This window comes from Pseudomonas sp. P4_C4 (assembly GCF_056402055.1).
Map to the genome: position 1 here is coordinate 41,836 of NZ_JBFUID010000020.1, position 26,728 is coordinate 68,563.

Genomic DNA, 26,728 nt, shown 5'->3' on the forward strand with positions numbered 1-26,728 from the left:
CGTGAACTATGGCACGTGATTTCTGGATAAGCGCGTTGCTTACAGGTTCTTCGCGAGCAATCGAGCGTCGACCGGCTGCTCCTACAAGGGGTTGTGTACACCGCAAATACATCACAAGGACCTGCATGTCGTTCATCCAAGCCAACCTGATCCACATTCTTGCCGCTATCTGGTTCGTTATCTGCTGGGGCGGTTACACCCGCTATGCCACATGGAAGGGCCGTGATACGGCGTGCCTGGCCAGTGTTCTGCACCTTTATCGCGAAGACTGGATGCGCCGCATGCTGCTGCGCGACAACCGCATCGCCGATGCCAGCGTGATCGGCAACCTGGAGCGCAATGCTTCGTTCTTCGCCTCCAGCACGCTGATTATCCTGGCGGGTATTCTCACGGTGCTCGGGGCTTCCGAGCGGGCGGTTTCGTTGCTGGCAGATATCCCGATGGTGCAACAGGCGTCCCAAGGCATGTCGGAAATCAAGTTGCTGTGCCTGGCGCTGGTGTTTGTCTATGCGTTCTTTACCTTTAGCTGGTGCATGCGTCAGTACAACTTCGCGGCCATCCTGGTGGGCTCGGCACCCATGGTCGGTGAGCGTCATGTCTCGGAGCAGGAGCGTAAAGCCTTTGCGAGCCGGGCAGCCCGCGTTATCTCCATGGCCGCCAACCAGTTCAACTTCGGGTTGCGTTCATACTACTTCGGCATGACCATGCTGGCCTGGTTCGTTAGTCCATGGCTGTTCATGTTGATGAGTGCCGGTGTGGTGTTCGTATTGTATCGCCGCGAGTTTCACTCCGACGTTCTCGACGTGATGGTCTATACCCCTACAGAGGCGCCATTGCCCGAGGTGAATAAAGAGGCGGCCTGATCGGGTACCCGCGTGCTGGCTATCCAGTGTGTTACTGGAAGGATCTGGCTCGGTAGCGCAGTCCGGTTTGGCTGGTGGGATTAATCTGTTCGCTGTTGTTGATGATTAGTCCAACCTTTCGAACGATTTTGCTCTAACCACTTTTTTCAAGACAAAAGAAAACCCGCACTTGGCGGGTTTTCTTTTGCCACTCTAAAAACCGTATTAGTTCTTAGGTGCTTCCGGAGCAGCCGGAGCAGCCGGAGTGGCCGGAGTGGCCGGAGCAGCCTGATCTTTGGCGGCTTCGGCGTTTTCTTTCGCCGCGTCGTTCACTTTATCCTGAGCTTCGTTCATTTTTTGCTGGGCTTGCTCAGCATGTTGGTTAGCATCTTGAGCTTTGTCCTCGGATTTTTTATCGCAGGCAGCGAGACCGAGGGAAGCGGTCAACATCAAGGCAATAGCTAAAGTCTTACGCATGGGGTGTTTCTCCTGATGAAAAGCATCTACTGGCATTAAGAGCCCAGGCATCAGGGTTAAGTTCCTTAAGTCTTTCAGATATATAAGTTTGTTCTAGTGCGGAACTTTTACCCGGACCGCCACCGCACAGTACGGACATAAACAAGAGTTTTTATCAAATGGCCGAAAACCCCGTTTTTGAGCGTGCGATGCGCTTTCTGTCGGCGCTGCGACATTGTCAGGTACTTGGACTAAGCGTTCACAGCGCCAGCAGCGAAGGGCTGACGATTATGCTGCCGTATAGCCCGCAGATCGTCGGCAATCCGCAAACCGGCGTGATTCATGGCGGGGCGCTGACCTCGCTGATGGACACCGCCTGTGGCATGGCGACGCTCTGCGTGCTCCCGGAATTCGAGGTCTGCCCGACCCTCGACCTGCGCATCGACTACATGCACGCCGCCGAGCCACATAAAGATGTCTACGGCTTTGCCCAGTGCTATCGGGTCACCACCGATGTGATTTTTGCCCGTGGCTTCGCCTATCAGGATGACCCTGGGCAACCGATTGCCCATGTGATGGGCACTTTCATGCGCATGGGCAAGGGAATCAAGGGCATCAAGGGCTTTGGTGGCGCGGTTGCCGGAGGTGCGCAATGAGCGAGTCGCTGAAGGACCAATTGCAAAAGGCCCACGAGCAGGGCGATTACGCCTCGCTGCTGGATTTGATTCCCTATGCCCGGCTGATCGGCGTCGAATGTTCACGGGTGGGAGATGAGTTGCTGTTCAAGCTGCCAGCGAACAAGGACAACATCGGTAACCCTTTGTTGCCGGCGATTCATGGCGGTGTGATCGCCGGTTTCATGGAGTTGGCCGCGGCGCTGCACCTGTTGGTGTTTACCGGATCGCCCGGGGTACCGAAGATCATCGACTTCTCCCTGGATTACCTGCGAGCCGGGCAGTTTCGCGATACCTGGGCCCGATGCCAGGTCTGGCGCCAGGGTCGCCGGGTCGCCAATGTGGCGATTACCGCCTGGCAAAGCACCGAAGCCGAGCCCATTGCCACGGCCCGTGCACATTTCAAACTCGAAGAGCCCTTGAAATCCTGAACGGTGCCCCAAACTCTGAGGACAACCCGCCGTCGACCCTCTAGGTCGCGGCTTATGCCATCTGATTGGAGTTTGATGACCATGAGTGTGGAAACTCAAAAGGAAACCCTGGGCTTCCAGACCGAGGTAAAGCAGCTGCTGCACCTCATGATCCATTCGTTGTATTCCAACAAGGAAATTTTCCTTCGCGAATTGATCTCGAACGCCTCTGACGCTGTCGACAAATTACGTTTCGAAGCCCTGGCCAAGCCAGAGCTGCTGGAAGGTGGCGCCGAACTGAAAATCCGCGTGAGCTTCGACAAGGACGCTAAAACCGTCACCCTCGAAGACAACGGTATCGGCATGAGCCGCGAAGACGCGATCACCCACCTGGGTACCATCGCCAAGTCCGGCACCGCCGATTTCATGAAGCACCTGAGCGGCGACCAGAAGAAAGATTCGCACCTGATCGGCCAGTTCGGTGTCGGTTTTTACTCTGCATTCATCGTCGCTGACAAAGTCGATGTGTACAGCCGTCGTGCCGGCAGCGTTGCCGGCGAAGGCGTGCACTGGTCGTCCAAGGGCGAAGGTGACTTCGAAGTTGCGACCATCGACAAGGCCGAACGCGGCACTCGCATCGTCCTGCACCTGAAATCCGGTGAAGACGAGTTCGCCGATGGCTGGCGCCTGCGCAACATCATCAAGAAGTACTCCGACCACATCGCCTTGCCGATCGAGCTGCCGAAAGAAGTGGCAGCCGCCGAAGGCGAAGAGCAACCGGCCGTTGAATGGGAAACCGTCAACCGCGCCAGCGCCCTGTGGACCCGTCCGCGTACCGAGATCAAGGACGAGGAATACCAGGAGTTCTACAAGCACATCGCTCACGACTTCGAAAACCCGCTGAGCTGGAGCCATAACAAGGTCGAAGGCAAGCTGGAATACAGCTCGCTGCTGTACGTGCCGGCCCGCGCTCCGTTCGATCTGTACCAGCGTGAAGCGCCGAAAGGCCTGAAACTGTACGTACAGCGCGTGTTCGTCATGGATCAGGCCGAGTCCTTCCTGCCGTTGTATCTGCGCTTCATCAAAGGCGTGGTCGATTCCAACGACCTGTCGCTGAACGTGTCGCGGGAAATCCTGCAGAAAGACCCGATCATCGATTCCATGAAGTCGGCGCTGACCAAGCGCGTTCTGGACATGCTGGAAAAACTGGCGAAGAACGAGCCAGAGCAATACAAGGGCTTCTGGAAAAACTTCGGTCAGGTCATGAAAGAAGGCCCGGCAGAAGATTTCGCCAACAAGGAAAAAATCGCCGGCCTGCTGCGTTTCGCATCGACCCATGGCGACGATGGCGAACAGGTTGTTGGCCTGGCCGAGTACCTGGCGCGCGCCAAGGAAGGTCAGGACAAGATCTACTACCTGACCGGCGAAACCTACGCGCAGGTCAAAAACAGCCCGCACCTGGAAGTCTTCCGCAAGAAAGGCATCGAAGTGCTGCTGTTGACCGACCGCATCGACGAGTGGTTGATGAGCTACCTCAGCGACTTCGACGGCAAGAGCTTCGTCGACGTGGCGCGCGGTGACCTGGACCTGGGCAACCTGGACTCGGAAGAGGACAAGAAAGCCGCGGAAGAAGTCGCCAAGTCCAAAGAAGGTCTGGTCGAGCGTTTGAAGACCGCGCTGGGTGAATCCGTTGCTGAAGTGCGGGTTTCCCACCGCCTGACCGATTCCCCGGCGATCCTGGCCATCGGCGAGCAGGACCTGGGCTTGCAGATGCGCCAGATCCTGGAAGCCAGCGGCCAGAAGGTTCCGGATTCGAAGCCGATCTTCGAATTCAACCCGGCGCACCCGCTGATCGAGAAGCTCGACAACGAGCAGAGCGACGAGCGCTTCGGCGACCTGTCGCACATCCTCTTCGATCAGGCGGCGCTGGCGGCCGGCGACAGTTTGAAAGATCCGGCGGCTTATGTGCGCCGTCTGAACAAACTGTTGGTCGAACTATCGGCTTGATTGTGTTGCAGAAAACCCGCTTCGGCGGGTTTTTTCATTCCGGTGCTATAACATCAGGAGTCAGAAATGAGCCAAATCACTGTACGTTCCGTTGCCTATCAGATTGACGGCCAGGCTTACGAAAGCCGTCTGGCCTTCGATGCCGACCATAAAGGCCCGCGCCCGGGCTTGTTGATGGCGCCGAACTGGATGGGCGTCGGCGCCGGTGCCGAGGGGATCGCCAAGTCGGTGGCGGCCAACGGCTACGTTGTGCTGGTCGCCGACCTTTACGGTCAATCAGTTCGTCCGACGAACAATGACGAGGCGGGCGCGGCAATGATGCCGTTGAAGAATGACCGTGCGTTGCTGCGCAAGCGCATGCAGGTGGCGTTCGAACAGCTGCAAAGCCAGGGTGAAGTGGCTGTCGATACTTCGAAACTGGCCACTTTCGGTTTCTGCTTCGGCGGTTGCTGCGCCCTGGAGTTTGCCCGTACCGGCGCGCCGGTGAAGGCCGCGGTATCGTTCCACGGCACGCTGGACACACCGAATCCGGTCGATGCGAAAAACATCAAGGGTAAGGTCCTGGTGCTGCACGGTGCTTCCGATCCATTGGTGCCGAAAGAGCAGTTGCCGGCGTTCGAAGATGAAATGAACGCGGCGGGTGTGGACTGGCAGTTGCTGAGCTATGGCGGTGCGTTCCACTCGTTCACCGACCCGCACGCCAAGGTGCCGGGCATGATGATGTATGACGCGAAGGTAGCTGCCCGGGCGTTCACGTCGATGCATAACTTGCTGGATGAAGTGTTCAAGGGTTGATTGCTGGTTTCAGTTCTGGTTAGCCGGTGACTCTATCGGCCCAATCGCGAGCAAGCTCGCTCCCACAGGGGAAATGTGTCGTGTGCAATTCCTGTGACCGACGCGGTCAACTGTGGGAGCGAGCTTGCTCGCGATAGCGGCATAACTGGCGCTGAAAGTTTCAGGGCAACTCGATCCGCTCGCTTTCCCCCGGTACCGTCGGCCAATCCCCGGCCGCCCAACGCCGGCGTGCTTCATCAATCGCCGCCGGATCGCTCGCGACAAAATTCCAGTTGATCCGCCGTGGCCCATCCAGCGGAGCACCGCCAAACAACACGGCGTGACTGTCGCTTTCAGCAAACAGGGTCATCTCTTCCCCGGCAGGCAGTACCACCAGCGAATGCGGCTCCAGCGGCTCGCCATCCAGTTGCACCTCGCCGCTCAACACATACAGCGCACGTTCTTCATGCTCGGTGGGGATCAGTAATGTCGTCGCCGTTTGCAGGTGCAGTTCCGCGTACAGCGTAGGAGAAAGCACCGGCACTGGTGATTCCAGGCAAAAGCCCGACCCGGCAATCATGCGGATCTTCACCCCCAGGTTTTCGCTGACCGGCAAAGTCGACGCCGGATGGTGACTGTAATGCCCCGGACCTTGCTCTTTGTCCTTGGGCGAAGCCAGCCAGATCTGCAAGCCGTGCATCGTGAAGCCGCTTTCTTTCAGGGCCTCAGGCGTGCGTTCGACGTGGGCGATGGCGCTACCGGCCGTCATCCAGCTGACATCGCCAGTCCCGACCACTTGATCGGAACCGAGGCTGTCCTTGTGCTGGATTTGCCCCTGGAACAAGTAGGTGAGGGTAGACAGGCCAATGTGCGGATGCTGGCGGATGTTCATGCCTTTGCCCGGCGGATAACGGGTTTCCAGCATGTGGTCGAAAAACACGAATGGCCCGACGTTGCGGCACTTGGCCGATGGCAACGGGCGGAGAATCGGCTGGCCTTCGACATCTTCGGTGCGGGGGCGGATCACGAGCGGAGTGTTCATGGTGCGTTCCAGGCTGAGCGGGTGATGCGTTCGAGCATAACCCGCTTGCGCAGCCCTTGCCGCTATTGGCTGAACGCGCCTTCGGACAAATGCGTTTCGATGCTTACTTCAGACGTGGTCATCAGCTTGTGAATCGGGCAGCGATCGGCCACGCGATGCAGTTCTTCACGCTGGGCGTCGGTGAGTACGCCCTTGAGGGTCAGTTTGACGTGCAGCGCGTATTGGCCTTTCTGTTCCTGACTGTTGTCGCGCTTGACCTCCACGCCGACACCGGTCAGCGGGATGTCCTTCTTCCTGGCATACAGCTTCAGGGTCAGGGCCTTGCAGGCGCCTAGCGCGGCATCGAAATAATCGTGCGGTTCCGGCGCAGAGCCATCACCGCCGGCCGTGACGGGCACGTCGGCGAAGAGTTCGTGGTCATCGATTTGTACGCTGTGGCGAAAACCTTCGGCGCAGACAGTGTTGACGGTGACAGTCATGGAAACCTCGCAGGTATCAGGGAAACTCATTCGATCAAAAAAGACCTTGAAGGTATAGAACCATTGCGCTTGTCGGGTGTTCCAATTTTCGAACCCACAAAAAAGCCCCGCGATTGCGGGGCTTCATGGTACCGATCCGGATCAGCTGCCTTTGACAGTCTTGCCGTTGACCGTGCCGTCCAGGAGCATGATGTTGTACTCCTTGCCGTCGGTTTCGACCTGTTGCAGGCGGACCAGCAGGTAATCCCAGTCCTTGGCGAACCACATCACGGTGATGCGCTTGTTTTGTGTCGGGTCGCGTACTCGTTCAACCTTGATCGCATCGATCTTGCCGGCCTTGGTGTCGACTTTTTCAGTGCCCAGCACGCGGAAGTCATAGGTGTCGACTTCATTGCCGTCGACCACCTGATAGCTCATGCTTTTCTTGCCTGCGGCAACGTCTTGCTGCAAGGCCAACTGGTAGGTGGATTTGTCGAGCATGCCGCGGTTCAGCGCAACCTTGACCGCGTCGCCGCGATCGGTGCCGGTGATCACTTTGGTGTTCCAGTCGAAATCCAGATCCGATTTCTTGGCCTTGCCCAAACCGCCACGTTCAAAGTGGTAAGACTCTGGAAGAAGCGTGTCCTTGTCCGGGGTCAGGGTGCTTTCCTCGGACAGGCTGGCGATCATCATCGACGCCTTGAAACTGAGCTTCCATTTGCCGTTGCTGGTTTTTTCGAGGCTGCGCTCGGCAGTGCCGCTCATGGGCAGCTGTTTCCAGTCGGCGGTGTAGCTGGCGGAGAAGGGTTGAAGGTCTGCCGCCTGGGCGAAGGGCAAGGCGAGCAGAGCGCAAGCGAAGAGCAGGGCGCGACGCATAAAATCTCCTAGTTTCGAATCAAGTGGCCGCTGGCCGCGAGTAGCTGTCCATCCAGTAAAGCACCTTGCTCGTCGAGGGTCAGACGACCTTCGGCAAACCAGCGTACGGCCATCGGGTAGATCAGGTGTTCCTGAACATGGACCCGCTGCGCCAGAATCTGCGGCGAATCCTGTAACTCTACCGGTATTACAGCCTGTACGACCAGTGGTCCGCCATCGAGTTCCTCGGTGACGAAGTGCACGGAGCAGCCGTGCTCGGTGTCGCCGGCCTCCAGTGCGCGCTGATGAGTGTGTAACCCTTTGTATTTGGGTAGCAGCGAAGGATGGATATTGAGCAGGCGACCCTGATAGTGGCGTACGAAGCCAGCGCTGAGAATGCGCATGAATCCGGCCAGTACCACGAGTTCGGGGTTGAAGGCGTCGATCAGTTCGATCAGCGCGGCGTCGAAGGCCTCGCGACCTTCGAAAGCCTTGTGATCCAGGGTGCGGGTATCGATACCCGCGTCCCTGGCGCGTTGCAGGCCGTAGGCGTCGGCGCGGTTGGAAATCACCGCAGCGATGCGGACCGGGCTGTCGCCGGTCCGCGTGCTGTCGATCAGGGCCTGCAAGTTACTGCCGGTGCCGGACAACAGCACCACCACATCACAGGTTTTAGGCATTAGTGTGCCTTAAGGTTCTTCAGTTCGACCTGAGCCGCGCCTTCGGCAGCGGTGGCGATCTGGCCGATGACCCAAGGCTGCTCGCCCGCTTCGCGCAGAACGTTCAGGGCGGCTTCAACGTGCTCCTGAGCCACGCAGATGACCATGCCCACGCCGCAGTTCAGCACGCGGTGCATTTCGTTCTCGTCAACGTTGCCTTTCTCTTGCAGCCAGTCGAACACTGCCGGGCGGTTCCAGCTGGCCACGTCAACCACGGCTTGCGCGCCTTTTGGCAGAACGCGCGGAATGTTGTCCAGCAGGCCGCCACCGGTGATGTGGGCCATGGCTTTGACAGCGCCGGTTTCCTTGATCAGCTTGAGCAGCGGCTTCACGTAGATACGGGTCGGGGCCATCAGCAGGTCGGTCAGCGGCTTGCCGTCGAGCTGGATGTTTTCGATGTCGGCGCCGGACACTTCGATGATCTTGCGGATCAGCGAGTAGCCGTTGGAGTGCGGGCCGGAAGACGGCAGGGCGAGCAGGGCATCGCCAGCAGCAACCTTGGAGCCGTCGATGATTTCGGATTTTTCCACGACGCCGACGCAGAAACCGGCCAGGTCGTAGTCTTCGCCTTCGTACATGCCCGGCATTTCAGCGGTTTCGCCGCCGACCAGGGAGCAACCCGACAGTTCGCAGCCAGCGCCGATACCGGTCACAACCTGGGCAGCGGTGTCGACGTTCAGTTTGCCAGTGGCGTAGTAGTCGAGGAAGAACAGCGGCTCGGCGCCACACACCACCAGGTCGTTGACGCACATGGCGACCAGGTCGATGCCGATGCTGTCGTGCTTGTTCAGGTTCAGGGCCAGGCGCAGCTTGGTGCCGACGCCGTCAGTACCGGAAACCAGCACCGGCTGCTTGTAGCCGGCCGGGATTTCGCAGAGGGCGCCGAAACCGCCCAGGCCGCCCATGACTTCCGGGCGCGCAGTGCGCTTGGCGACGCTCTTGATGCGTTCGACCAATGCTTCACCGGCGTCGATGTCTACACCGGCGTCCTTGTAGCTCAGGGAGGGTTGCTTGCTCATGATCCAGGCCTTTAGGGGGGGGATTTCTGGGTAACGACCGAGTCCGTCGGGAGCGCCGAAACTGCGTAGGCGAGAACCATGCGCGCTATTCGGACACTACCCGGCTGTTGCCGGTCTGCGAAGGCGCGCGATTTTATCAGGCTTGAGCCGCAGCGGCCATCCTCAGGCCGACAGCAGGGCCATATCCGTTCAAAAAAAACCGTTGATGCGCGTTGTCGGTGGCATCCTGCATGGCTGTATAAGGTATCGCGATTAACCGTCTATCGTTATGACAGTGCGAAAACTTACCCGGAGCGTGTGAATGTTTTGCGTCGGGCAACGGTCACAGTCTTGCTCGATCGTCTTCATGCGGTCTGTTCCAGCCGCTCTTGTCGTCAGGAATCTTCCATGCGTTTTTGTAAATTCTTGCTTGTGAGTTGTTTGTCAGTAGTCAGCCTGGTCAGTCACGCCGAAACCGTCAAAGGCCTTTACCAGGTGCGCGAGCCGGTGAATGGCCAATCGCCCGAGGAGCGCGACCAGGCGACCCAGCGTGCGTTGGACACCTTGGTGTTGCGCCTGACCGGCGACCCCAAGGCCGCTCAAAGTCCGGGGCTGGCAGCGATTCGCAAAGACCCGCAACAGATCATCAGCCAATACGGCTTTGAGGCGGGGCCGCCGGAAGTCCTGAAAGTCGATTTCGATCCGGGCACCACCGAGCAGGCCTTGCGCCGCGCCGGCCTGGCGATGTGGGGGGGCAATCGGCCGTCGATCCTCGGCTGGTGGTTGAATGACTCCACCGAGGGTTCAAGCCTGGTGGGCGACGGTCAGGCCAGCGCGGCGCCGCTGCGTCGGGCGGCCCAGCACCGTGGCTTGCCATTGCGCTTGCCGTTGGCGGACTTGAATGAGCAGATCGTCGCGACCGCGCCGAATCTGGAGGGCGCAGATCCCGCGCCTTTGCAAGCGGCATCGGAACGCTACAACGCCGACGCCCTGCTCGCGGTACACGCCAAGGAAGAGGGCGGGCAGTGGCAAGCCAAGTGGCAATTGTGGCTGGGGGATAAAAAAGAGGCGGGTAGCGTGCAAGGCGCCGATCAGGCCGCCGTGGCCGATGCGGTGATGCTGGCGGTCAACGAGCGCCTGGCGCCGCGGTTTGTTGCCAAGGCCGGTGCTTCGAGTGAGCAATTGCTGGAGGTGCAAGGCATGAATCTTGAGCACTACGCGTCCCTTGGGCGCTTGCTGGAGCCATTTGGCGGGCGTGTGCAAAGTGTCGACGGCGACCGGATTGTCTATAGGGTCAATGGCAGCGCCGATCAGCTGCGTGCACAACTGTCGCTGGCGAGGCTGCAGGAAGCGCCTGCGGGTCAGGCACCGGCCCCGGCAGTGCCGGCTCAGCCTGCCGCCGGTGGTGCGGTGCCTGCCCCAGCGCCAGCCCCGACACCACAACTGCGTTATCGCTGGTAGTTTTTCTTTCTTTATATAGAAGCAATGGAGTGGTTCATGGCCGATACGCGGCGTTGGTTCTGGCTCGGTGGGGTGGTCCTGCTTTGTGCGTTTGTCTGGTTGTTGCATCCGATCCTGACGCCATTCCTGGTGGCGCTGCTGTTGGCCTACCTGTTCGACCCGCTGGTGGATCGGCTGGAGAAGGCAGGCCTGTCTCGAACCTGGGGCGTCGTGGCGGTGTTTGCCCTGTTTACATTGATCTTCACCGCGCTGCTGCTGGTATTGGTGCCGTTGCTCGCCAGGCAGTTGTTTCGTTTGTATGAGCTGGCCCCGCAGATGCTCGACTGGCTACAGCACACGGCGTTGCCCTGGGCGCAATCGAAGTTTGGCTTGTCGGAAGGTTTCTGGAAGTTCGACAAGCTCAAGGCCGCCATCAGCGAGCATATGAGCCAAACCACCGATATTGTCGGCGTGGTGCTGAGTCATGCCACTGCCTCGGGGTTGGCGTTGATTGGCTGGCTGGCGAATCTGGTGTTGATTCCGGTGGTGAGCTTCTACTTGTTGCGGGATTGGGACCTGATGATGGCCAAGATCCGCAGCCTGCTGCCCCGTGATCGTGAAGCGCGCGCGGTATCCCTGGCGGGTGAATGCCATGAAGTGCTCGGCGCGTTCGTTCGCGGACAGTTGCTGGTGATGGTGGCCTTGGGTGTGATCTACGCAGCGGGCCTGATGCTGGTTGGGCTGGAACTGGGCTTGTTGATTGGCCTGATTGCCGGTCTGGCGGCGATCGTGCCGTACATGGGGTTTATCATCGGCATTGGCGCGGCGCTGCTTGCGGGGTTGTTCCAGTTCGGTGGTGATCTTTACCCGATGCTCGGCATTGTCGCGGTGTTCATGGTCGGCCAGGCGCTGGAGGGTATGGTGCTGACGCCGTTGCTGGTTGGTGACCGGATTGGCCTGCACCCGGTGGCGGTGATTTTCTCGATTCTGGCCGGTGGTGAGCTGTTTGGCTTTACCGGTGTGCTATTGGCATTGCCGGTCGCGGCGGTGATCATGGTGCTGGTGCGTCATGTGCATGATTTGTATAAGGATTCTGAAATCTACGGGAGTGTCGACGAGCCGGAGTGGTAAGGGGCGTCGATGGTTGATGGCGGGTTGCCCGGGTTCATGCCGGATCAGCCTGCTTGCATCGCGCGACTGTCACATGCACCGCCAAAGAAACTGTCATAAAACCGGTGCATTAACGCAAACCTTTGATTTTGCTTGTTGTCTGTCGCATTGTGCGACCCGGCTCACGGGTATAAACTTCGCAAACTTTACACAGAGGCCACTAACGGTTCCTTTGGAACTGTTCAGTCAGGATGAAACCGATTCAGCTGCCCCTAGGTGTGCGTCTGCGTGACGACGCCACCTTTATCAATTACTACCCAGGCGCCAATGCCGCTGCACTCGGCTATGTCGAGCGGCTGTGCGAAGCCGACGCCGGCTGGACCGAGAGCCTGATATACCTTTGGGGCAAGGATGGGGTAGGGCGTACGCATCTGTTGCAGGCCGCCTGCCTGCGCTTCGAGCAATTGGGGGAACCTGCGGTCTATCTGCCGCTGGCCGAGTTGCTCGATCGCGGTATTGAAATTCTCGACAACCTTGAACAGTACGAGCTGGTCTGTCTCGATGACCTGCAGGCGGTTGCCGGCAAGGCGGACTGGGAAGAGGCGCTGTTCCATCTGTTCAATCGCTTGCGCGACAGTGGCCGACGCTTGCTGATTGCCGCGTCGACATCCCCCCGTGAGTTGCCGGTGAAGCTGGCGGATCTCAAGTCGCGCCTGACCCTGGCCTTGATCTTCCAGATGCGCCCGCTGTCCGATGAGGACAAATTGCGTGCCCTGCAATTGCGCGCATCCCGTCGCGGGCTGCATCTGACCGATGAAGTCGGGCATTTCATTTTGACTCGCGGTACCCGCAGCATGAGTGCGCTGTTCGAGCTGCTCGAGCGTCTCGATCAGGCCTCCCTCCAGGCTCAGCGCAAGCTGACAATCCCGTTTTTGAAAGAAACCCTCGGCTGGTAAACCCGCTGAATCCGGGGCTTTTAGCCAGTTCGGCGAATTACAGGCACCAGAAACCCCGCTTTCCTGCCCGGTTGCAGGCTGCGCGTATGTTTAAAATGGGCTTAAGCGCTTAGATGTAAACGAGAAACGGATAAGTCACAAAAAGATCGATTGAATTTGCAAATGAGGATGATAGCGGGCATAGTCTCGGCTTCTTTACAACTATCAGCCACGGTCGTGCCCATGCTAAATCGCTTCGCACCCCTCGTGCCTCTCGCACTCGTTACCCTGTTGTTCGGTTGCGCTGCCCACACTCCGGTGTCCCAGCAAGCCCCGCAGCAACAGGTTCAAAACTCCGTTACTGCCCAGTCTTCCGCTTTCTTTCAGGAAGAGCTGGCGACCGAAAAAGAACTCGCAGACTTCGCTGGCGGCAAGTCCTACCAGCTTCCGGTCCTGGCCGACAGCATCCTCGAACGTGGCATGTCCCTGATCGGTACCCGTTACCGTTTCGGCGGTACTTCTGAAGCCGGCTTCGATTGCAGCGGTTTCATCGGTTACCTGTTCCGCGAAGAAGCGGGCATGAACCTGCCACGCTCCACCCGCGAAATGATCAACGTGGACGCTCCGCTGGTCTCGCGCAGCAAGCTTGAGCCGGGCGACCTGCTGTTCTTCGCAACCAACGGTCGTCGCGGTCGCGTCAGTCACGCCGGGATCTACCTGGGTGACAACCAGTTCATCCACTCCAGCAGCCGCCGTAGCGGTGGTGTGCGGATCGATAGCCTGGGTGACAGCTACTGGAGCAAGACCTTCATCGAAGCCAAGCGCGCCCTGGCGATGGCACCGAATGCGTCGCCAATCGTCACTGCACGTAAATAAGCGGACAATTTGTAAGGCGAACTTAAAGTCTTACTTGAAGTTTGCCATATAACCGCTAGAATCCTGATATATGAATGATGGCAAACCGCCTGCGTCACGCGCAGGCGGTTTTCTTTTCTGCATTCCCAGCAGAAAAAAGCCGCAGCCAGATCAGGATGCTCTGCTTATGACGACGTCGGCCCGCCTCGCAATCATGTTCTTCGCTGCGCTACTCAGCGCCTGCGCCAGTCGTACACCGCCACCTGCGCCGGTGGTTCGCGCTCCCATCGTATTTGGCTCCTCACAAGCTTTTTCGCCCGAAGCGGAAGACGTGCTGTTTCGCGCGCTCGGCCTTGTGGGCACGCCTTATCGCTGGGGTGGCAACACGCCGGATTCCGGATTTGATTGCAGCGGCCTGATCGGCTACGTGTATCGCGATGTCGCCGGTATTTCCTTGCCGCGCACCACTCGCGAGATGATCTCCATGCAAGCGGCGAATGTGGGCAAGGAAGGCCTGCAAACCGGTGACCTGATTTTCTTCGCCACCAGTGGCGGTTCCCAGGTCAGTCATGCCGGCATCTACGTGGGAGAAGGGCGCTTCGTCCACGCGCCGGCCACCGGCGGCACCGTGAAGCTCGACAGTCTGTCCAAGGCCTATTGGCAAAAAGCGTATCTGAGCGCCAAGCGTGTTCTGCAGCCTGAACACCTGGCGCGCAACCCGTAACATTCGGAGCTGCCGGTCATGACTGCTCGCACGCTCAATCTCGATGATGCCCTGTACCAATACTTGCTCGATGTCTCCCTGCGCGAAACGCCACTGCTCAAGCGCTTGCGCGATGAGACCCAGGCGCTGCCGATGGCACGTTGGCAGGTGGCTCCGGAGCAGGGGCAGTTTCTCGCTTTGCTGGTGAAACTGACGGGGGCCAGGCGCTTGCTCGAAGTCGGCACCTTTACCGGTTACAGCGCGCTGTGCATGGCGGCGGCATTGCCCGCTGACGGTTCGCTGATTTGCTGTGACATCCCCGGCGACTACAACGCCATCGCACGGCGCTACTGGCAAGAGGCGGGGCTCGCCGGGCGGATTGACCTGCGACTGGCTCCGGCGCTGGAAACCCTCGCCGAGCTTGAGCGACAAGGGCAGGGCGGGCAGTACGACCTGGTGTTCATCGATGCCGACAAGGCCAACTACCCGGCTTATCTGGAACACGCCCTGGGATTGCTGCGGGTCGGTGGGTTGGCGGTGTTCGATAACACCCTGTGGAGCGGGCGTGTGCTCGAGGCCAATCCCGAGAGTGCGGACACTCGCGCCATCCAGGCGCTCAACCTGGCCTTGAAAGACGATGTGCGGGTGGATCTGTCGTTGTTGCCGTTGGGTGATGGTTTGACCCTTTGCCGCAAAAGGTAAGCGCTGACTCCGATCCAATGTGGGAGCGAGCTTGCTCGCGATGGCGGTGGGTCAGGCAACATCAAAGTTGAATGTGCAGGCCTCATCGCGAGCAAGCTCGCTCCCACAGGTGGCTTGGCAGCCATTATTTAGCAGCCGACACCCGCCACACCTTGTTCCCCACATCATCGGCCACCAACAGGTCACCCTGCCGGTCGATCACCACGCCCACCGGGCGACCCATGGCTTCTTCCTTGTCGTTGAGGAATCCGGTAAGCACGCCAACCGGTTTTCCTGCAGGTTTGCCCGCACTGAACGGCACGAAAATCACTTTGTAGCCACTGTGTGGCTTGCGATTCCACGAGCCGTGCTGACCGATGAATGCCCCTTGGGTGAATGGCGCCGGCAGCTTGCTGTTTTCGGCGAAGGTCAGGCCCAGTGACGCCGTGTGCGGGCCGACGGCGTAGTCCGGGGCAATGGCCTTGGCCACCAGGTCCGGGTTCTGCGGCTCGACACGAACATCGACATGCTGGCCGTAGTAACTGAACGGCCAGCCATAGAACGCGCCGTCTTTCACCGAGGTGATGTAGTCCGGTACCAGATCACCGCCGATTTCATCCCGCTCGTTGACCGCGGTCCACAGTGCGCCACTGTGCGGTTCCCAGGCCATGCCGTTGGGGTTGCGCAGGCCGGAGGCGAAGATCCGGTGCCGGCCGGTGGCACGGTCCACTTCCCAGATCGCTGCGCGACCTTCTTCCTTGTCCATGCCGTTTTCGGCGACGTTGCTGTTGGAACCCACGCTGACGTAGAGCTTGCTGCCGTCCTTGCTGGCGATGACGTTTTTGGTCCAGTGGTGGTTCAGCGGGCCGCCCGGCAGGTCGATCACCTTGATGGCTGGTGACTTGATCTGCGTATCGCCGTTTTCATAATGGAATCGCAGCAGGCTGTCAGTGTCGGCCACGTACAGGTCGTTGCCGACCAGCGTCATGCCGAAAGGGGAATTGAGGTTTTGCAGAAACACCTTGCGGGTTTCCGCGATGCCATCGTGATCCTTGTCCCGCAGCAACGTGATGCGGTTCGGGCTGGGCACGGTAGAGCCGGCACGCCCCATGACTTTCTTCATGACCCAGCCGCGAATGCCATTGCCGTCTTCGGGTTTGGGTGGTGCGGCGGTTTCCGCCACCAGCACATCGCCATTGGGCAGCACATAAAGCCAGCGCGGGTGATCCAGGTCTTCGGCAAAAGCGGCCACTTGAGTGCCCGTGGCGGCGACGGGTTTTGCGCCCTGCGGCCAACCGATGGCCGGGGCGATGTTCAGGGTCGGGATCAGGGTTTTGTTCGGTTCCGGCAATTGTGGCGATGGACCGGTGCCGTCGGAGACTTGCAGGCGGGAGGTCTCGCCACAAGCGGCGAGCCCTCCGCAGAGCGCGATAACGAGAACGAGCGGGGGCTTGCGCATGCTGGTGTTCCCTATGAATGCCTTGTTCTAATCATAGAGATACGTTGTCGTCCGATGGTTCAACCCTTAGCCACGTGCTTCCTTGAACAGCACCGCAATGCCGGGGTGATAGTTGCCGGCTTCGTTGCGCAATTTGCGATAGGCGTATGGGAAATACCAGGCGACAGCGCAGGTGTGTTCCTTTTGCAGGTCGTCGACCATGTCCTGGAGTTCTTCCGGTGTGGCGCCTTGCTGGGCTTTTTGCGGGGCGACGAACAGACAGCCGAGTTTCAGGTCGCTGGCGTGGCTCAGTCGCTTCGCATCGCTGGCGATGTCGAGCAGGGCCTGAGTCAGGTTGAGGCTGTTGACCCGTGGCCAGCGCTGGCTGGTCTGGATATAGGCGCGGGTTTCCGGCGAGGCGAGGAACAGGTCGGCACGGCTGTTGCGCTCGCCTTCTTCGGTCTGTTTGCGGGTTGGCGTCTGTTGCAGCGTGACCATCCCGGCCATCCAGGCGGCGGCAGACAGCAGTCCGAGATTGGCTTTTTCGTCGTGCCAGTACGGTGTGTCGCCATCACCGCGGACGGCGTTATAGCGGTCGATGCATTCGAACCAGCGCTCGAGCACCGGGCGCAGGAATTCCAGCTTTGGATTGCTGATGATCATGCCTTGCATGGGGTCACCCTTGTTATTGTGTTGTGGGGATTGTGGCTCTTTGATATCACTGCTTTGGGCGTGGCACAAGATTGACGTCAGTTTATTGATTGATGGCAGATATTCGGTCGATCGCCTCCCGGCTTTAATTGACGCTCCACCCCCAACCCTCTAACCTTCGCGGCTTGTTTCAGGTGCTCTGTGGCTTGGGTCGACAGAGTGAAACAGGGAAGCCGGTGAGTGAATCCTTCTGTTGGTCGAAGGCCCGCAATTCCGGCGCTGCCCCCGCAACGGTAAATGAGTGAAAACTGTGTGTGATGCCACTGTGTCGATTCGATGCGGGAAGGCGCACAGTCTGGCCTCGCGCCACTCATGAGCCCGGAGACCGGCCTGATTCATCCAGCGGCATCACGGTGGGCGATGCCAGGCTTTTTGCCTTCTATTCTTGTGCCTGCCCGCCGTTATTCCTGCCTCAACGGAGAGCTCCCCCATGACTGATACCCCCGATCGTGACGAACGCCACCTGGCGCGCATGCAGCGCAAAAAAGCCGTGATCGACGAGCGCATCGCCAATTCCCCGAACGAATGCGGCCTGCTGCTGGTGTTGACCGGCAACGGCAAGGGCAAGAGCAGTTCGGCCTTCGGCATGCTTGCCCGCGCCATGGGGCACGGCATGCAGTGCGGCGTGGTGCAGTTCATCAAGGGCCGCAACAGCACCGGCGAAGAGCTGTTCTTCCGGCGCTTTCCCGAGCAGGTGCGCTTTCATGTGATGGGCGAAGGCTTTACCTGGGAAACCCAGGATCGTCAGCGCGACATCGCCGCCGCCGAAGCCGCCTGGGCGGTGTCGCAGCAACTGCTGCGCGATCCGTCCATCGGTCTGGTGGTGCTGGATGAGCTGAACATCGCTCTCAAGCACGGCTACCTCGATCTCGATCAGGTGCTCAGCGACTTGCAGGCCCGGCCGCCGATGCAACATGTGGTGGTCACCGGTCGTGCAGCGAAGCCGGAAATGATCGAGATGGCCGACACCGTCACCGAAATGGGTGTGATCAAACACGCCTTTCAAGCCGGGATCAAAGCGCAGAAAGGCGTCGAATTGTGAATCAGCCTCGACTCTGTCCGGCGGTACTGATTGCCGCGCCGGCTTCCGGCCAGGGCAAGACCACCGTCACCGCGGCGCTGGCCCGATTGCATCGCAATCAGGGGCGCAAGGTTCGCGTGTTCAAGTGCGGCCCCGACTTTCTCGATCCGATGATCCTCGAGCGCGCCAGCGGTGCGCCGGTGTATCAGCTGGACATGTGGATGGTTGGTGAGCAAGAAAGTCGCCGGCTGCTGTGGGAAGCCGCTGCTGAAGCCGACCTGATCCTGATCGAAGGTGTCATGGGGCTGTTCGACGGTACGCCGTCGAGCGCCGATCTGGCGCGGCATTTCGGTGTACCGGTGCTGGGTGTGATCGATGGCACTGCCATGGCCCAGACCTTTGGCGCCCTGGCCCTGGGGCTGGCGCGTTATCAGCCGGACTTGCCGTTCGCCGGGGTGCTGGCCAATCGTGTCGGTACGCTGCGCCACGCGCAACTGCTCGAAGGCAGCCTGACTGAAGGTTTGCGCTGGTACGGCGCGCTGTCCCGGGAAACCGGGATCGAATTGCCGAGCCGGCACCTGGGGCTGGTGCAGGCCAGTGAGCTGAACGATCTCGACCTGCGCCTCGATGCGGCCGCCGATGCACTGGCCAGTAGTTGCGAGGTTGCGCTGCCRCCGGCGGTCGAGTTCGCCGCCCCTGATGTCATTGCAGCCGAACCGCTGCTGGCCGGTGTGCGCATTGCCGTCGCCCGCGATGAAGCCTTTGCGTTCACCTACGGCGCGAGCCTGGATCTGCTGCGGGCGATGGGCGCCGAGTTGTCGTTCTTCTCGCCGATCCGCGACAGTGCGTTGCCGGAGGCGGACAGCCTGTATCTGCCCGGTGGTTACCCGGAACTGCACCATGTTGGGTTGGCGCAAAACACCGCGATGCTCGACGCGATCCGTGCCCACCACCGGGCAGGCAAACCGTTGCTCGCCGAGTGTGGCGGCATGCTGTATCTGCTCGATTCCCTGACCGATGTCGAGGGCACTCGCGCTGAACTGGTTGGCTTGCTGGCCGGTGATGCGGTCATGCAAAAGCGTCTGGCCGCGCTGGCGTTGCAAGCGGTGGAATTGCCGGAAGGTTCTCTGCGCGGGCACACCTATCACCATTCGCTGACCACCACCAAGCTGGTGCCGATTGCCCGTGGCTTGAGCCCGAATGGCGGGCGCGGAGCGGAGGCGGTCTACCGTGAAGGGCGGATGACCGCCTCTTATGTGCACTTTTATTTTCCGTCGAACCCCTCGGCGATTGCCGCGCTGTTTGCGCCGGACCTTGAGACCGTAATCGCGAGCAGGCTCGCTCCTACAGGGGAATGCGTTTCTTCAGACAACACACCATCAACTGTGGGAGCGAGCCTGCTCGCGAAGCGGCCATGACGGATAACGCATTTTCCGAAGCCGAACGCGCAGCGGTCTATCGCGCCATCGCCGAGCGCCGTGACATGCGCCACTTCAGCGGCGGCACCGTCGAGCCCAAATTGCTGCGGCGCCTGCTTGAAGCCGCACACCAGGCTCCCAGTGTCGGCCTGATGCAGCCCTGGCGCTTCATCCGCATCAGCGATCGCGCCTTGCGCGGGCGAATCCAGGCCCTGGTGGAAGAAGAACGCATCCGCACCGCCGAAGCCCTCGGCGAGCGCAGCGACGAGTTCATGAAGCTCAAGGTGGAAGGCATCAACGATTGCGCCGAGGTACTGGTCGCTGCGCTGATGGACGACCGCGAGCAACACATCTTCGGCCGCCGCACCTTGCCGGAAATGGACATGGCCTCGCTGTCCTGTGCGATCCAGAACCTGTGGCTGGCATCCCGCGCCGAAGGGCTGGGCATGGGCTGGGTGTCGCTGTTCGAACCACAGGCACTGGCGGACTTGTTGAGGTTGCCACCGGGAGCCAAACCGCTGGCGGTGCTGTGCCTTGGGCCGGTGAAGGAGTTCTATCCGGCACCGATGCTGGTGCTCGAAGGCTGGGCGCAGGCGCGTCCGCTACATGAATTGCTGTATGAAAACTATTGGGGAGTGAGTCAATGAGTGTGGCGTTGTTGAGTGTCGCTGCGGTTGCGCTGGATGCGCTGCTGGGCGAACCCAAACGCTGGCATCCGCTGGTGGCGTTCGGCCGTTTTGCCGACCGCATCGAGCAACGCTTCAATGGCGGCGGTCGCGGCTGGCGCAGTCATGGCGTCACCGCGTGGGTGATCGCCGTGTTGCCGCTGACGCTGTTGGTCACGGCATTGTCCTGGGCGCCTTATGTCGGCTGGATCATCGAGATTCTCGCGCTCTATTGCGCCCTCGGCATGCGCAGCCTCGGTGAGCACGTCACGCCTGTGGCCAAGGCATTGCGCGGCGATGATCTTGATGAAGCGCGCAAACGTGTGAGTTATCTGGTCAGCCGTAAAACCAGTGATCTGGATAAAACCGAAGTCGCCCGTGCCGCTACCGAGTCGGTACTGGAAAACGGCAGCGACGCAGTGTTCGCGGCGTTGTTCTGGTTTGCCGTGGCGGGTGCGCCGGGCGTGGTGCTCTATCGCCTGAGCAATACGCTGGATGCGATGTGGGGTTATCGCAATGAGCGCTTCGAACGGTTCGGCTGGGCGGCGGCGAAGGTCGACGACGTGCTCAATTACATTCCTGCGCGCCTGGTGGCACTGACTTACGCGCTGCTGGGCAAAACCCGGCTGGCGTTGAAATGCTGGCGCACCCAGGGCCCGACCTGGGACAGCCCGAACGCCGGCCCGGTGATGGCGGCAGGGGCGGGTGCCCTTGGCGTCGAGTTGGGCGGGGCGGCGATTTATCATGGCGAACTGCATCAGCGTCCGCAGTTGGGCGAAGGCGTGCCGGCGGATGCCGACTCCATTGACCGGGGCTGGCAATTGGTCCAGCGCGGGGTATGGTTATGGTTGCTGATTCTCTGCCTGGGGGCCGAACTTTATGCTTGAACACGGGGGGCGATTGCGCAAGGCGGCGCTCGAATACGGCATAGATGAAGCCGACTGGCTGGATCTGTCCACGGGCCTTGCGCCCTGGCCGTTTCCTGTGCCGGATATTCCGCTGCGGGCCTGGGCCCGTTTGCCGGAAGCGGACGATGGTCTGGAGCACGCCGCCTGTGATTACTACGGCACCTTGCAGGCATTGCCGGTGGCCGGCTCGCAAATGGCAATCCAGCTGCTGCCGCGATTGCGTCGGGCGGGCAAGGTCGGCGTGCTGTCGCCGTGTTATGCCGAGCACGCTGAAGCGTGGCGTCGTAACGGCTACATCGTGCGTGAAGTGCTGGTGCACGAAGTCGACTTCTTTATCGACAGTTTCGATGTGCTGGTGGTGGTCAATCCGAATAACCCCACAGGCTTGAGCCTGACGCCCAGTCGCCTCCTCGACTGGCACGCGCGGCTGGCCCAGCGCGGTGGCTGGCTGGTGGTGGACGAAGCGTTCATGGATAACACGCCGCATCTGAGCCTGGCTCCGTATGCCCATCAAGTCGGGTTGATCGTCCTGCGCTCCTTCGGGAAGTTTTTCGGCCTGGCCGGAGTGCGCCTGGGGTTTGTGCTGGCCGAGCGCAAGTTGCTCAAGTTGCTGGCTGAACAAGTGGGGCCGTGGGCCGTGAGCGGGGCAACCCGGGTAGTGGGCCAGGCCTGCCTGCGCGATACCGAAGGGCAGACGCGGCAACGGGTGCGCGCGGATGAGGCCAGCGAGCGCCTTGCGTCGTTGCTGGAACAACAGGGGTTCCAGCCTCAGGGCGGTTGTGCGCTGTTCCAGTGGCTGATCACCGAGCGCGCCGAAGAGCTGCATGAGTTCATGGCCCGGCGCGGCATTCTCCTGCGATTGTTCACGCACAACAGCAGCCTGCGATTCGGCTTGCCCGGTGACGAAATTGCCTGGGTACGACTGGCGCGGGCGTTCGACGATTTCGCCAAGGAAAACCAATGACCACGCTGATGGTGCAGGGCACTACATCGGACGCCGGTAAAAGCACGCTGGTAACCGCGCTGTGCCGTTGGGTCACACGTCAGGGCATAAGGGTGGTGCCGTTCAAGCCGCAGAACATGGCACTCAACAGTGCGGTGACCGCCGACGGTGGCGAGATCGGCCGCGCCCAGGCGGTACAGGCCCAGGCCGCGCACCTTGAACCGCACACCGACATGAACCCGGTGTTGCTCAAGCCCAACAGTGACACTGGTGCCCAGGTGATCATCCATGGCCGCGCTGTCACGACCATGAATGCCGTCGCCTATCACGACTACAAAACCATCGCCATGCAAGCGGTGCTGGCCTCCCACGAGCGCTTGAGCGCGGCGTATCCGCTGGTGATGGTCGAGGGCGCGGGCTCGCCGGCGGAAATCAATCTGCGGGCCGGCGACATCGCCAACATGGGTTTCGCCGAAGCGGTGGATTGCCCGGTGCTGCTGATCGCCGATATCAATCGCGGCGGGGTTTTCGCCCACCTGGTAGGCACCCTCGAACTGCTGTCGCCGAGCGAACAGGCGCGGGTCAAAGGCTTCGTGATCAATCGTTTTCGTGGCGACATCGCGTTGCTGCAACCCGGTCTCGACTGGCTCGAAGAGCGCACCGGCAAACCGGTGATCGGCGTGCTGCCGTACGTGATGGACCTGCACCTGGAGGCCGAGGACGGCATCGATCAACGCCAGAACGATAAAGCCGAGCAGGTGCTGAAGGTGGTGGTGCCGGTGCTGCCGCGCATCAGCAATCACACCGATTTCGATCCGCTGCGCCTGCATCCGCAAGTGGACCTGCAATTCATTGGCCCCGGCCAGGCGATTCCGCCTGCCGACCTGATCATTCTTCCTGGCTCGAAAAGTGTGCGCAGCGACCTCGCGTACCTGCGGGCCAACGGCTGGGATGCCGCCATCGCCCGGCATCTGCGTTACGGCGGGAAACTGCTGGGGATTTGTGGCGGCCTGCAAATGCTCGGTGAGCAAGTGCATGACCCGCTGGGTCTCGAAGGTGCGCCGGGTTCCAGTGCCGGTTTGGGGCTGCTGGCGTTCCAGACTCTGCTCGAACAAGAGAAGCAGTTGCGCAATGTGCGTGGTCGCCTGGCGCTGGAAGATGCGCCCGTTGCGGGTTATGAAATTCATGCCGGCGTGACCACCGGACCGGCCCTGGAACATGCCGCCGTGCATCTGGATGACGGCCGCTGTGATGGTGCGCAAAGTGCTGACGGGCAGACTTTCGGCACCTACCTGCACGGGCTGTTCGAATCGCCGGCGGCGTGCAGTGCGCTGCTGCGCTGGGCGGGTTTGCAGGAGGTGCAGGACGTGGATTACCACGGCTTGCGCGAACGTGATATCGAGCGGCTGGCGGATCTGGTGGAGAAGCATTTGGATACTTCTCTGCTGCGTCAGCTCTGTGGGTTCTGAGGCGGCTGTTGCGGCCCCATCGTCGGAACGCCGCCCGGAGCAAGCTCGCTCCCACAGGTTACGAGGTGTATTCAAAATTTATGTTCAGCCTGGATCAACTGTGGGAGCGAGCTTGCTCGCGATGAGGGCCGTCGCCTCCCCGAAGATTTTAAGGAATAAGCAATGCTCCAACTGATCCTCGGCGGTGCCCGCTCCGGCAAGAGTCGTCTGGCTGAAAAACTCGCCATCGACAGCGCTCTGGCCGTCACCTACATCGCCACCAGCCAGCCACTCGATGGAGAAATGAGCGAGCGGGTGGCCCATCATCGCGCCCGTCGTCCTGCCGAATGGGCATTGATCGAAGAGCCGGTGGAGCTGGCCCGGGTGCTGCGCGAATCCGCCCGCGCCGACCGCTGCCTGTTGGTGGATTGCCTGACCCTGTGGCTGACCAACCTGCTGATGCTCGACGATGCCGAGCGCTTGCAAGCCGAGCGTGATGCCTTGCTGGACTGCCTGGTGTCGCTGCCGGGTGAAATCATTTTTGTCAGCAACGAAACCGGAATGGGTGTCGTGCCGCTGGGCGAATTGACTCGCCGCTATGTCGATGCAGCCGGTTGGCTGCATCAAGCTCTGGCTGAGCGTTGTCAGCGTGTCGTCCTGACCGTCGCCGGCCTGCCTCTGACTCTGAAAGGAACTGCGTTATGACTCAATCCTGGTGGCTGAACCCGTGCAAGCCGGTCGATACCCAAGCGGTCGAACAGGCCCAGGCGCGGCAACAGCAACTGACCAAACCGGCCGGCTCCCTCGGCCAGCTGGAAGCGGTGGCGGTGCAACTGGCGGGATTGCAGGGGCGGGTCAAGCCGAGTCTGGAGCAGGTGTGGATCGCGATTTTTGCCGGCGACCATGGTGTGGTCGCTGAGGGGGTGTCGGCGTTTCCCCAGGAAGTGACCGGGCAGATGCTGCTCAACTTCGTCAGCGGTGGTGCGGCGATCAGTGTACTGGCGCGGCAGTTGGGCGCTTCCCTTGAGGTGGTGGACCTCGGCACGGTGACGCCGTCGCTGAACCTGCCGGGCGTGCGGCACCTGAATGTCGGCCCAGGCACGGCGAATTTTGTCCAGGGGCCGGCCATGACCCAGGCCCAGGGGAAACTCGCCTTGCAGGCCGGTCGTGATAGCGTGCAGCGGGCGATGGCCACCGGTACGCAGTTGTTTATCGGTGGCGAAATGGGCATCGGCAACACCACCGCCGCCAGCGCCCTGGCGTGTGCGCTGCTCGATTGCCCGGTGGGCCATTTGACCGGGCCAGGCACCGGGCTCAACGCAGAAGGTGTCAGCCACAAAGCCCAAGTGATCGAACGCGCCTTGGCATTGCATGGTGCGCAGCGTGGCGATGCCTTGCAGACCCTGTTCAACCTCGGCGGTTTTGAGATCGCCGCGCTGGTCGGTGCCTATCTCGCTTGTGCCCAGGAGGGTGTCGCGGTGCTGGTGGACGGCTTTATTTGCAGTGTCGCGGCGCTGGTTGCGGTGCGCTTGAATCCTGATTGCCGTCAGTGGCTGTTGTTCGGTCATCGCGGCGCCGAGCCGGGGCATCGTCATGTGCTGGAAGCCCTGAAGGCGCACCCCTTGCTCGATCTCGGCCTGCGGCTTGGCGAAGGCAGTGGCGCGGCATTGGCTGTGCCGCTGCTGCGCCTGGCGTGCGACCTGCACGGGCAGATGGCGACCTTCGCCGAAGCCGCCGTGGCAGATCGTCCGGCATGACCTTGCGCGTGGATCTGTTGCGGCACGGTGAAACCGAACTCGGCGGCGGCCTGCGCGGCAGTATCGATGATGCATTGACCGATACGGGCTGGGCGCAGATGCGCGCCGCGGTGGTCGGGCAAGGGCCATGGGATCGGCTGGTCAGTTCACCCTTGCAGCGTTGTGCGCGGTTTGCCGAGGAGCTCGGTGCGCAATCGGGTGTGCCGGTGCACCTGGATAAAGACCTGCAAGAGTTGCATTTCGGCGCCTGGGAAGGGCAGAGCGCGGCGGCGTTGATGGAAACCGACGCGCAGGCTCTGGGTTTGTTCTGGGCCGATCCATATTCGTTCACGCCGCCTCAGGGTGAGCCGGTAGCAGATTTTTCGGCGCGGGTGCTGGCAGCGCTGGAGCGTTTGCACGCGACCTGTGCCGGTGAGCGCATTTTGCTGATCAGCCATGGCGGTGTGATGCGCCTGTTGCTGGCACAAGCCCGGGGGTTGCCGCGAGAACAACTGCTCAATGTTGAGGTCGGGCATGGCGCACTGTTTTCGCTGACGCTGGAGTCTGCCGGTGTGTTGAAGGAAGTGCTCTGACCATGCTGCCATTCTGGATCGCCCTGCAATTTCTCAGCAGCCTGCCGATTCGCCTGCCGGGCATGCCTGAGCCCCGGGACCTGGGGCGGTCGCTGCTGTTTTATCCGCTGGTGGGACTGCTGTTTGGCGCGACTTTGTGGGTATTCAACTGGCTGCTGCTGGGCACGCCGGCGTTGCTGCACGCGGCGTTACTGCTGAGCGTTTGGGTACTGCTCAGTGGCGGGTTGCATCTGGATGGCCTGGCGGACAGCGCCGATGCCTGGCTCGGCGGTTTTGGCGACCGTGAGCGTACGCTGACCATCATGAAAGACCCGCGCAGCGGGCCGATCGCCGTAGTGACGCTGGTGCTGGTGTTGTTGCTCAAGTTCACCGCGCTGCTGGCGCTGATCGAGCAATCGCATTCGCTGGCATTGATCATCGTGCCGTTGATAGGTCGCAGCGCATTGCTCGGCTTGTTCCTGACCACGTCCTATGTGCGTGCCGGTGGCCTGGGCCAGGCATTGGCCGATCATCTTCCGCGTTCGGCGGGCAAGCAGGTGTTGGCGGTCAGTGCACTGGCTTGTGTGTTGATCGCCGGTTTGAGTGGTGTGTTGGCGGTGCTGCTGGCCGCTCTTGGATTTGCCTGGTTGCGGCAGGTGATGCTGCGGCGGCTCGGTGGAACGACGGGCGATACGGCAGGGGCAATGCTGGAGTTGCTGGAAGTTGCAGTGCTGGTAGGCTTGGCGCTGGCCTGATTGGGTTGCATTGATTTTTCCGGCCTCATCGCGAGCAAGCTCGCTCCCACATTGGAATGCGATCGACTGTGGGAGCGAGCTTGCTCGCAGATGGCGATCTGCCAAACGCCGCCTGATCACTGAACAAACCCCATGCCACTTGATTTAACCGACT

The 26,728-nt window shown here is 60.8% G+C and carries 29 protein-coding genes, 1 pseudogene and 1 riboswitch; of the genes and pseudogenes, 22 read left to right on the forward strand and 8 right to left on the reverse strand.

From position 1 onward, the window contains the following. Positions 1-125 precede the first annotated feature (125 nt). Entirely contained in the window at positions 126-863 is a 738-nt protein-coding gene (locus AC1DXW_RS12655; protein WP_477760055.1) for a DUF599 domain-containing protein, read from the forward strand. 56 nt (positions 864-919) lie between these two features. Then, positions 920-1,000: pseudogene (locus AC1DXW_RS12660) on the forward strand (MAPEG family protein); the annotation flags it as partial. A gap of 67 nt (positions 1,001-1,067) precedes the next feature. Here the strand turns inward: AC1DXW_RS12660 and AC1DXW_RS12665 are convergent. Further along, the gene (locus AC1DXW_RS12665) at positions 1,068-1,319 is read right to left on the reverse strand and encodes a hypothetical protein (protein WP_477760056.1); all 252 of its coding nucleotides are present in this window, start codon (positions 1,317-1,319) and stop codon (positions 1,068-1,070) included. A gap of 158 nt (positions 1,320-1,477) precedes the next feature. Between AC1DXW_RS12665 and AC1DXW_RS12670 the strand changes: the two genes are divergently transcribed. The 4 genes from AC1DXW_RS12670 to AC1DXW_RS12685 all read left to right on the forward strand — a co-directional run bounded on the left by AC1DXW_RS12670 (position 1,478) and on the right by AC1DXW_RS12685 (position 5,184). Further along, on the forward strand, positions 1,478-1,954 hold the full coding sequence (locus AC1DXW_RS12670; RefSeq protein ID WP_223514846.1) for a PaaI family thioesterase: 477 nt from the start codon (positions 1,478-1,480) through the stop codon (positions 1,952-1,954). Further along, a complete protein-coding gene (locus AC1DXW_RS12675) occupies positions 1,951-2,403 on the forward strand; it encodes a PaaI family thioesterase (RefSeq protein WP_110659453.1) in 453 nt (150 codons plus the stop codon). The genes AC1DXW_RS12670 and AC1DXW_RS12675 overlap by 4 nt, the downstream gene beginning before the upstream one ends. An 81-nt stretch (positions 2,404-2,484) precedes the next feature. Then, positions 2,485-4,389 (forward strand): molecular chaperone HtpG, encoded by a 1,905-nt coding sequence (gene htpG / locus AC1DXW_RS12680; RefSeq protein WP_477753352.1) that lies wholly within the window; start codon positions 2,485-2,487, stop codon positions 4,387-4,389. A gap of 66 nt (positions 4,390-4,455) precedes the next feature. Continuing rightward, positions 4,456-5,184: a dienelactone hydrolase family protein gene (locus AC1DXW_RS12685; protein ID WP_477753351.1), complete on the forward strand. Its 729-nt coding sequence runs from the start codon at positions 4,456-4,458 to the stop codon at positions 5,182-5,184. Positions 5,185-5,344: 160 nt separating this feature from the next. On the opposite strand, the gene AC1DXW_RS12690 is transcribed toward AC1DXW_RS12685, so the two are convergent. The 5 genes from AC1DXW_RS12690 to purM all read right to left on the reverse strand — a co-directional run bounded on the left by AC1DXW_RS12690 (position 5,345) and on the right by purM (position 9,256). Then, positions 5,345-6,205, reverse strand: coding sequence for a pirin family protein (locus AC1DXW_RS12690; protein WP_477753350.1), 861 nt, complete (start codon positions 6,203-6,205; stop codon positions 5,345-5,347). Positions 6,206-6,267: 62 nt separating this feature from the next. Next, positions 6,268-6,684 (reverse strand): OsmC family protein, encoded by a 417-nt coding sequence (locus AC1DXW_RS12695; RefSeq protein ID WP_477753349.1) that lies wholly within the window; start codon positions 6,682-6,684, stop codon positions 6,268-6,270. 141 nt (positions 6,685-6,825) lie between these two features. Next, on the reverse strand, positions 6,826-7,539 hold the full coding sequence (locus tag AC1DXW_RS12700; RefSeq protein ID WP_477760057.1) for a DUF3108 domain-containing protein: 714 nt from the start codon (positions 7,537-7,539) through the stop codon (positions 6,826-6,828). Positions 7,540-7,547: 8 nt separating this feature from the next. Next, entirely contained in the window at positions 7,548-8,198 is a 651-nt protein-coding gene (gene purN / locus AC1DXW_RS12705; RefSeq protein WP_477753347.1) for a phosphoribosylglycinamide formyltransferase, read from the reverse strand. Next, positions 8,198-9,256: a phosphoribosylformylglycinamidine cyclo-ligase gene (purM, locus tag AC1DXW_RS12710; protein ID WP_057399405.1), complete on the reverse strand. Its 1,059-nt coding sequence runs from the start codon at positions 9,254-9,256 to the stop codon at positions 8,198-8,200. Before purM ends, purN begins: the two co-directional genes overlap by 1 nt. A 387-nt stretch (positions 9,257-9,643) precedes the next feature. Between purM and AC1DXW_RS12715 the strand changes: the two genes are divergently transcribed. From AC1DXW_RS12715 to AC1DXW_RS12740, 6 genes are all read left to right on the forward strand, one after another. After that, entirely contained in the window at positions 9,644-10,696 is a 1,053-nt protein-coding gene (locus tag AC1DXW_RS12715; RefSeq protein WP_477760058.1) for a DUF2066 domain-containing protein, read from the forward strand. Between the two features lie 36 nt (positions 10,697-10,732). Next, positions 10,733-11,806, forward strand: a complete 1,074-nt coding sequence (locus AC1DXW_RS12720) for an AI-2E family transporter (protein ID WP_477753345.1) — start codon at positions 10,733-10,735, stop codon at positions 11,804-11,806. A 230-nt stretch (positions 11,807-12,036) separates the two neighbouring features. Continuing rightward, positions 12,037-12,741 carry a DnaA regulatory inactivator Hda gene (gene hda / locus AC1DXW_RS12725; RefSeq protein ID WP_007898944.1) on the forward strand — a complete coding sequence of 235 codons (705 nt, stop codon included), beginning with the start codon at positions 12,037-12,039 and terminating at the stop codon, positions 12,739-12,741. 222 nt (positions 12,742-12,963) lie between these two features. Further along, complete coding sequence (locus tag AC1DXW_RS12730; RefSeq protein ID WP_477753344.1) at positions 12,964-13,596, forward strand: C40 family peptidase; 633 nt, start codon at positions 12,964-12,966, stop codon at positions 13,594-13,596. A 166-nt stretch (positions 13,597-13,762) separates the two neighbouring features. Beyond that, positions 13,763-14,299 (forward strand): C40 family peptidase, encoded by a 537-nt coding sequence (locus AC1DXW_RS12735; RefSeq protein WP_477753343.1) that lies wholly within the window; start codon positions 13,763-13,765, stop codon positions 14,297-14,299. Between the two features lie 18 nt (positions 14,300-14,317). Continuing rightward, complete coding sequence (locus tag AC1DXW_RS12740) at positions 14,318-14,980, forward strand: class I SAM-dependent methyltransferase (protein ID WP_477753342.1); 663 nt, start codon at positions 14,318-14,320, stop codon at positions 14,978-14,980. A gap of 124 nt (positions 14,981-15,104) precedes the next feature. On the opposite strand, the gene AC1DXW_RS12745 is transcribed toward AC1DXW_RS12740, so the two are convergent. Both AC1DXW_RS12745 and AC1DXW_RS12750 read right to left on the reverse strand, forming a co-directional pair. Then, on the reverse strand, positions 15,105-16,418 hold the full coding sequence (locus tag AC1DXW_RS12745; RefSeq protein WP_477753341.1) for a PQQ-dependent sugar dehydrogenase: 1,314 nt from the start codon (positions 16,416-16,418) through the stop codon (positions 15,105-15,107). Between the two features lie 66 nt (positions 16,419-16,484). Continuing rightward, a complete protein-coding gene (locus AC1DXW_RS12750; RefSeq protein ID WP_477753340.1) occupies positions 16,485-17,069 on the reverse strand; it encodes a hypothetical protein in 585 nt (194 codons plus the stop codon). A gap of 154 nt (positions 17,070-17,223) precedes the next feature. Next, positions 17,224-17,456: riboswitch (cobalamin riboswitch) on the forward strand. 82 nt (positions 17,457-17,538) lie between these two features. On the opposite strand from AC1DXW_RS12750, the gene cobO reads away from it, so the two are divergent. The 10 genes from cobO (at position 17,539) to AC1DXW_RS12800 (ending at position 26,574) form a co-directional block, all read left to right on the forward strand. Continuing rightward, a complete protein-coding gene (gene cobO / locus AC1DXW_RS12755; protein WP_057715808.1) occupies positions 17,539-18,150 on the forward strand; it encodes a cob(I)yrinic acid a,c-diamide adenosyltransferase in 612 nt (203 codons plus the stop codon). Further along, complete coding sequence (locus AC1DXW_RS12760) at positions 18,147-19,547, forward strand: cobyrinate a,c-diamide synthase (RefSeq protein ID WP_477753339.1); 1,401 nt, start codon at positions 18,147-18,149, stop codon at positions 19,545-19,547. The genes cobO and AC1DXW_RS12760 overlap by 4 nt, the downstream gene beginning before the upstream one ends. Next, complete coding sequence (gene bluB / locus AC1DXW_RS12765) at positions 19,544-20,194, forward strand: 5,6-dimethylbenzimidazole synthase (RefSeq protein WP_477753338.1); 651 nt, start codon at positions 19,544-19,546, stop codon at positions 20,192-20,194. The genes AC1DXW_RS12760 and bluB overlap by 4 nt, the downstream gene beginning before the upstream one ends. Beyond that, entirely contained in the window at positions 20,191-21,099 is a 909-nt protein-coding gene (cbiB, locus tag AC1DXW_RS12770; protein ID WP_477753337.1) for an adenosylcobinamide-phosphate synthase CbiB, read from the forward strand. The genes bluB and cbiB overlap by 4 nt, the downstream gene beginning before the upstream one ends. Further along, a complete protein-coding gene (gene cobD, locus AC1DXW_RS12775; protein ID WP_477753336.1) occupies positions 21,092-22,084 on the forward strand; it encodes a threonine-phosphate decarboxylase CobD in 993 nt (330 codons plus the stop codon). The genes cbiB and cobD overlap by 8 nt, the downstream gene beginning before the upstream one ends. After that, on the forward strand, positions 22,081-23,532 hold the full coding sequence (locus tag AC1DXW_RS12780) for a cobyric acid synthase (RefSeq protein ID WP_477753335.1): 1,452 nt from the start codon (positions 22,081-22,083) through the stop codon (positions 23,530-23,532). Before cobD ends, AC1DXW_RS12780 begins: the two co-directional genes overlap by 4 nt. Positions 23,533-23,694: 162 nt before the next feature. Continuing rightward, a complete protein-coding gene (gene cobU / locus AC1DXW_RS12785) occupies positions 23,695-24,216 on the forward strand; it encodes a bifunctional adenosylcobinamide kinase/adenosylcobinamide-phosphate guanylyltransferase (protein WP_477753334.1) in 522 nt (173 codons plus the stop codon). Next, a complete protein-coding gene (gene cobT, locus AC1DXW_RS12790) occupies positions 24,213-25,268 on the forward strand; it encodes a nicotinate-nucleotide--dimethylbenzimidazole phosphoribosyltransferase (RefSeq protein ID WP_477753333.1) in 1,056 nt (351 codons plus the stop codon). Before cobU ends, cobT begins: the two co-directional genes overlap by 4 nt. Continuing rightward, positions 25,265-25,840 carry an alpha-ribazole phosphatase family protein gene (gene cobC / locus AC1DXW_RS12795; protein ID WP_477753332.1) on the forward strand — a complete coding sequence of 192 codons (576 nt, stop codon included), beginning with the start codon at positions 25,265-25,267 and terminating at the stop codon, positions 25,838-25,840. The genes cobT and cobC overlap by 4 nt, the downstream gene beginning before the upstream one ends. A 2-nt stretch (positions 25,841-25,842) precedes the next feature. Further along, positions 25,843-26,574, forward strand: coding sequence for an adenosylcobinamide-GDP ribazoletransferase (locus AC1DXW_RS12800; RefSeq protein ID WP_477753331.1), 732 nt, complete (start codon positions 25,843-25,845; stop codon positions 26,572-26,574). Positions 26,575-26,728 lie beyond the last annotated feature (154 nt).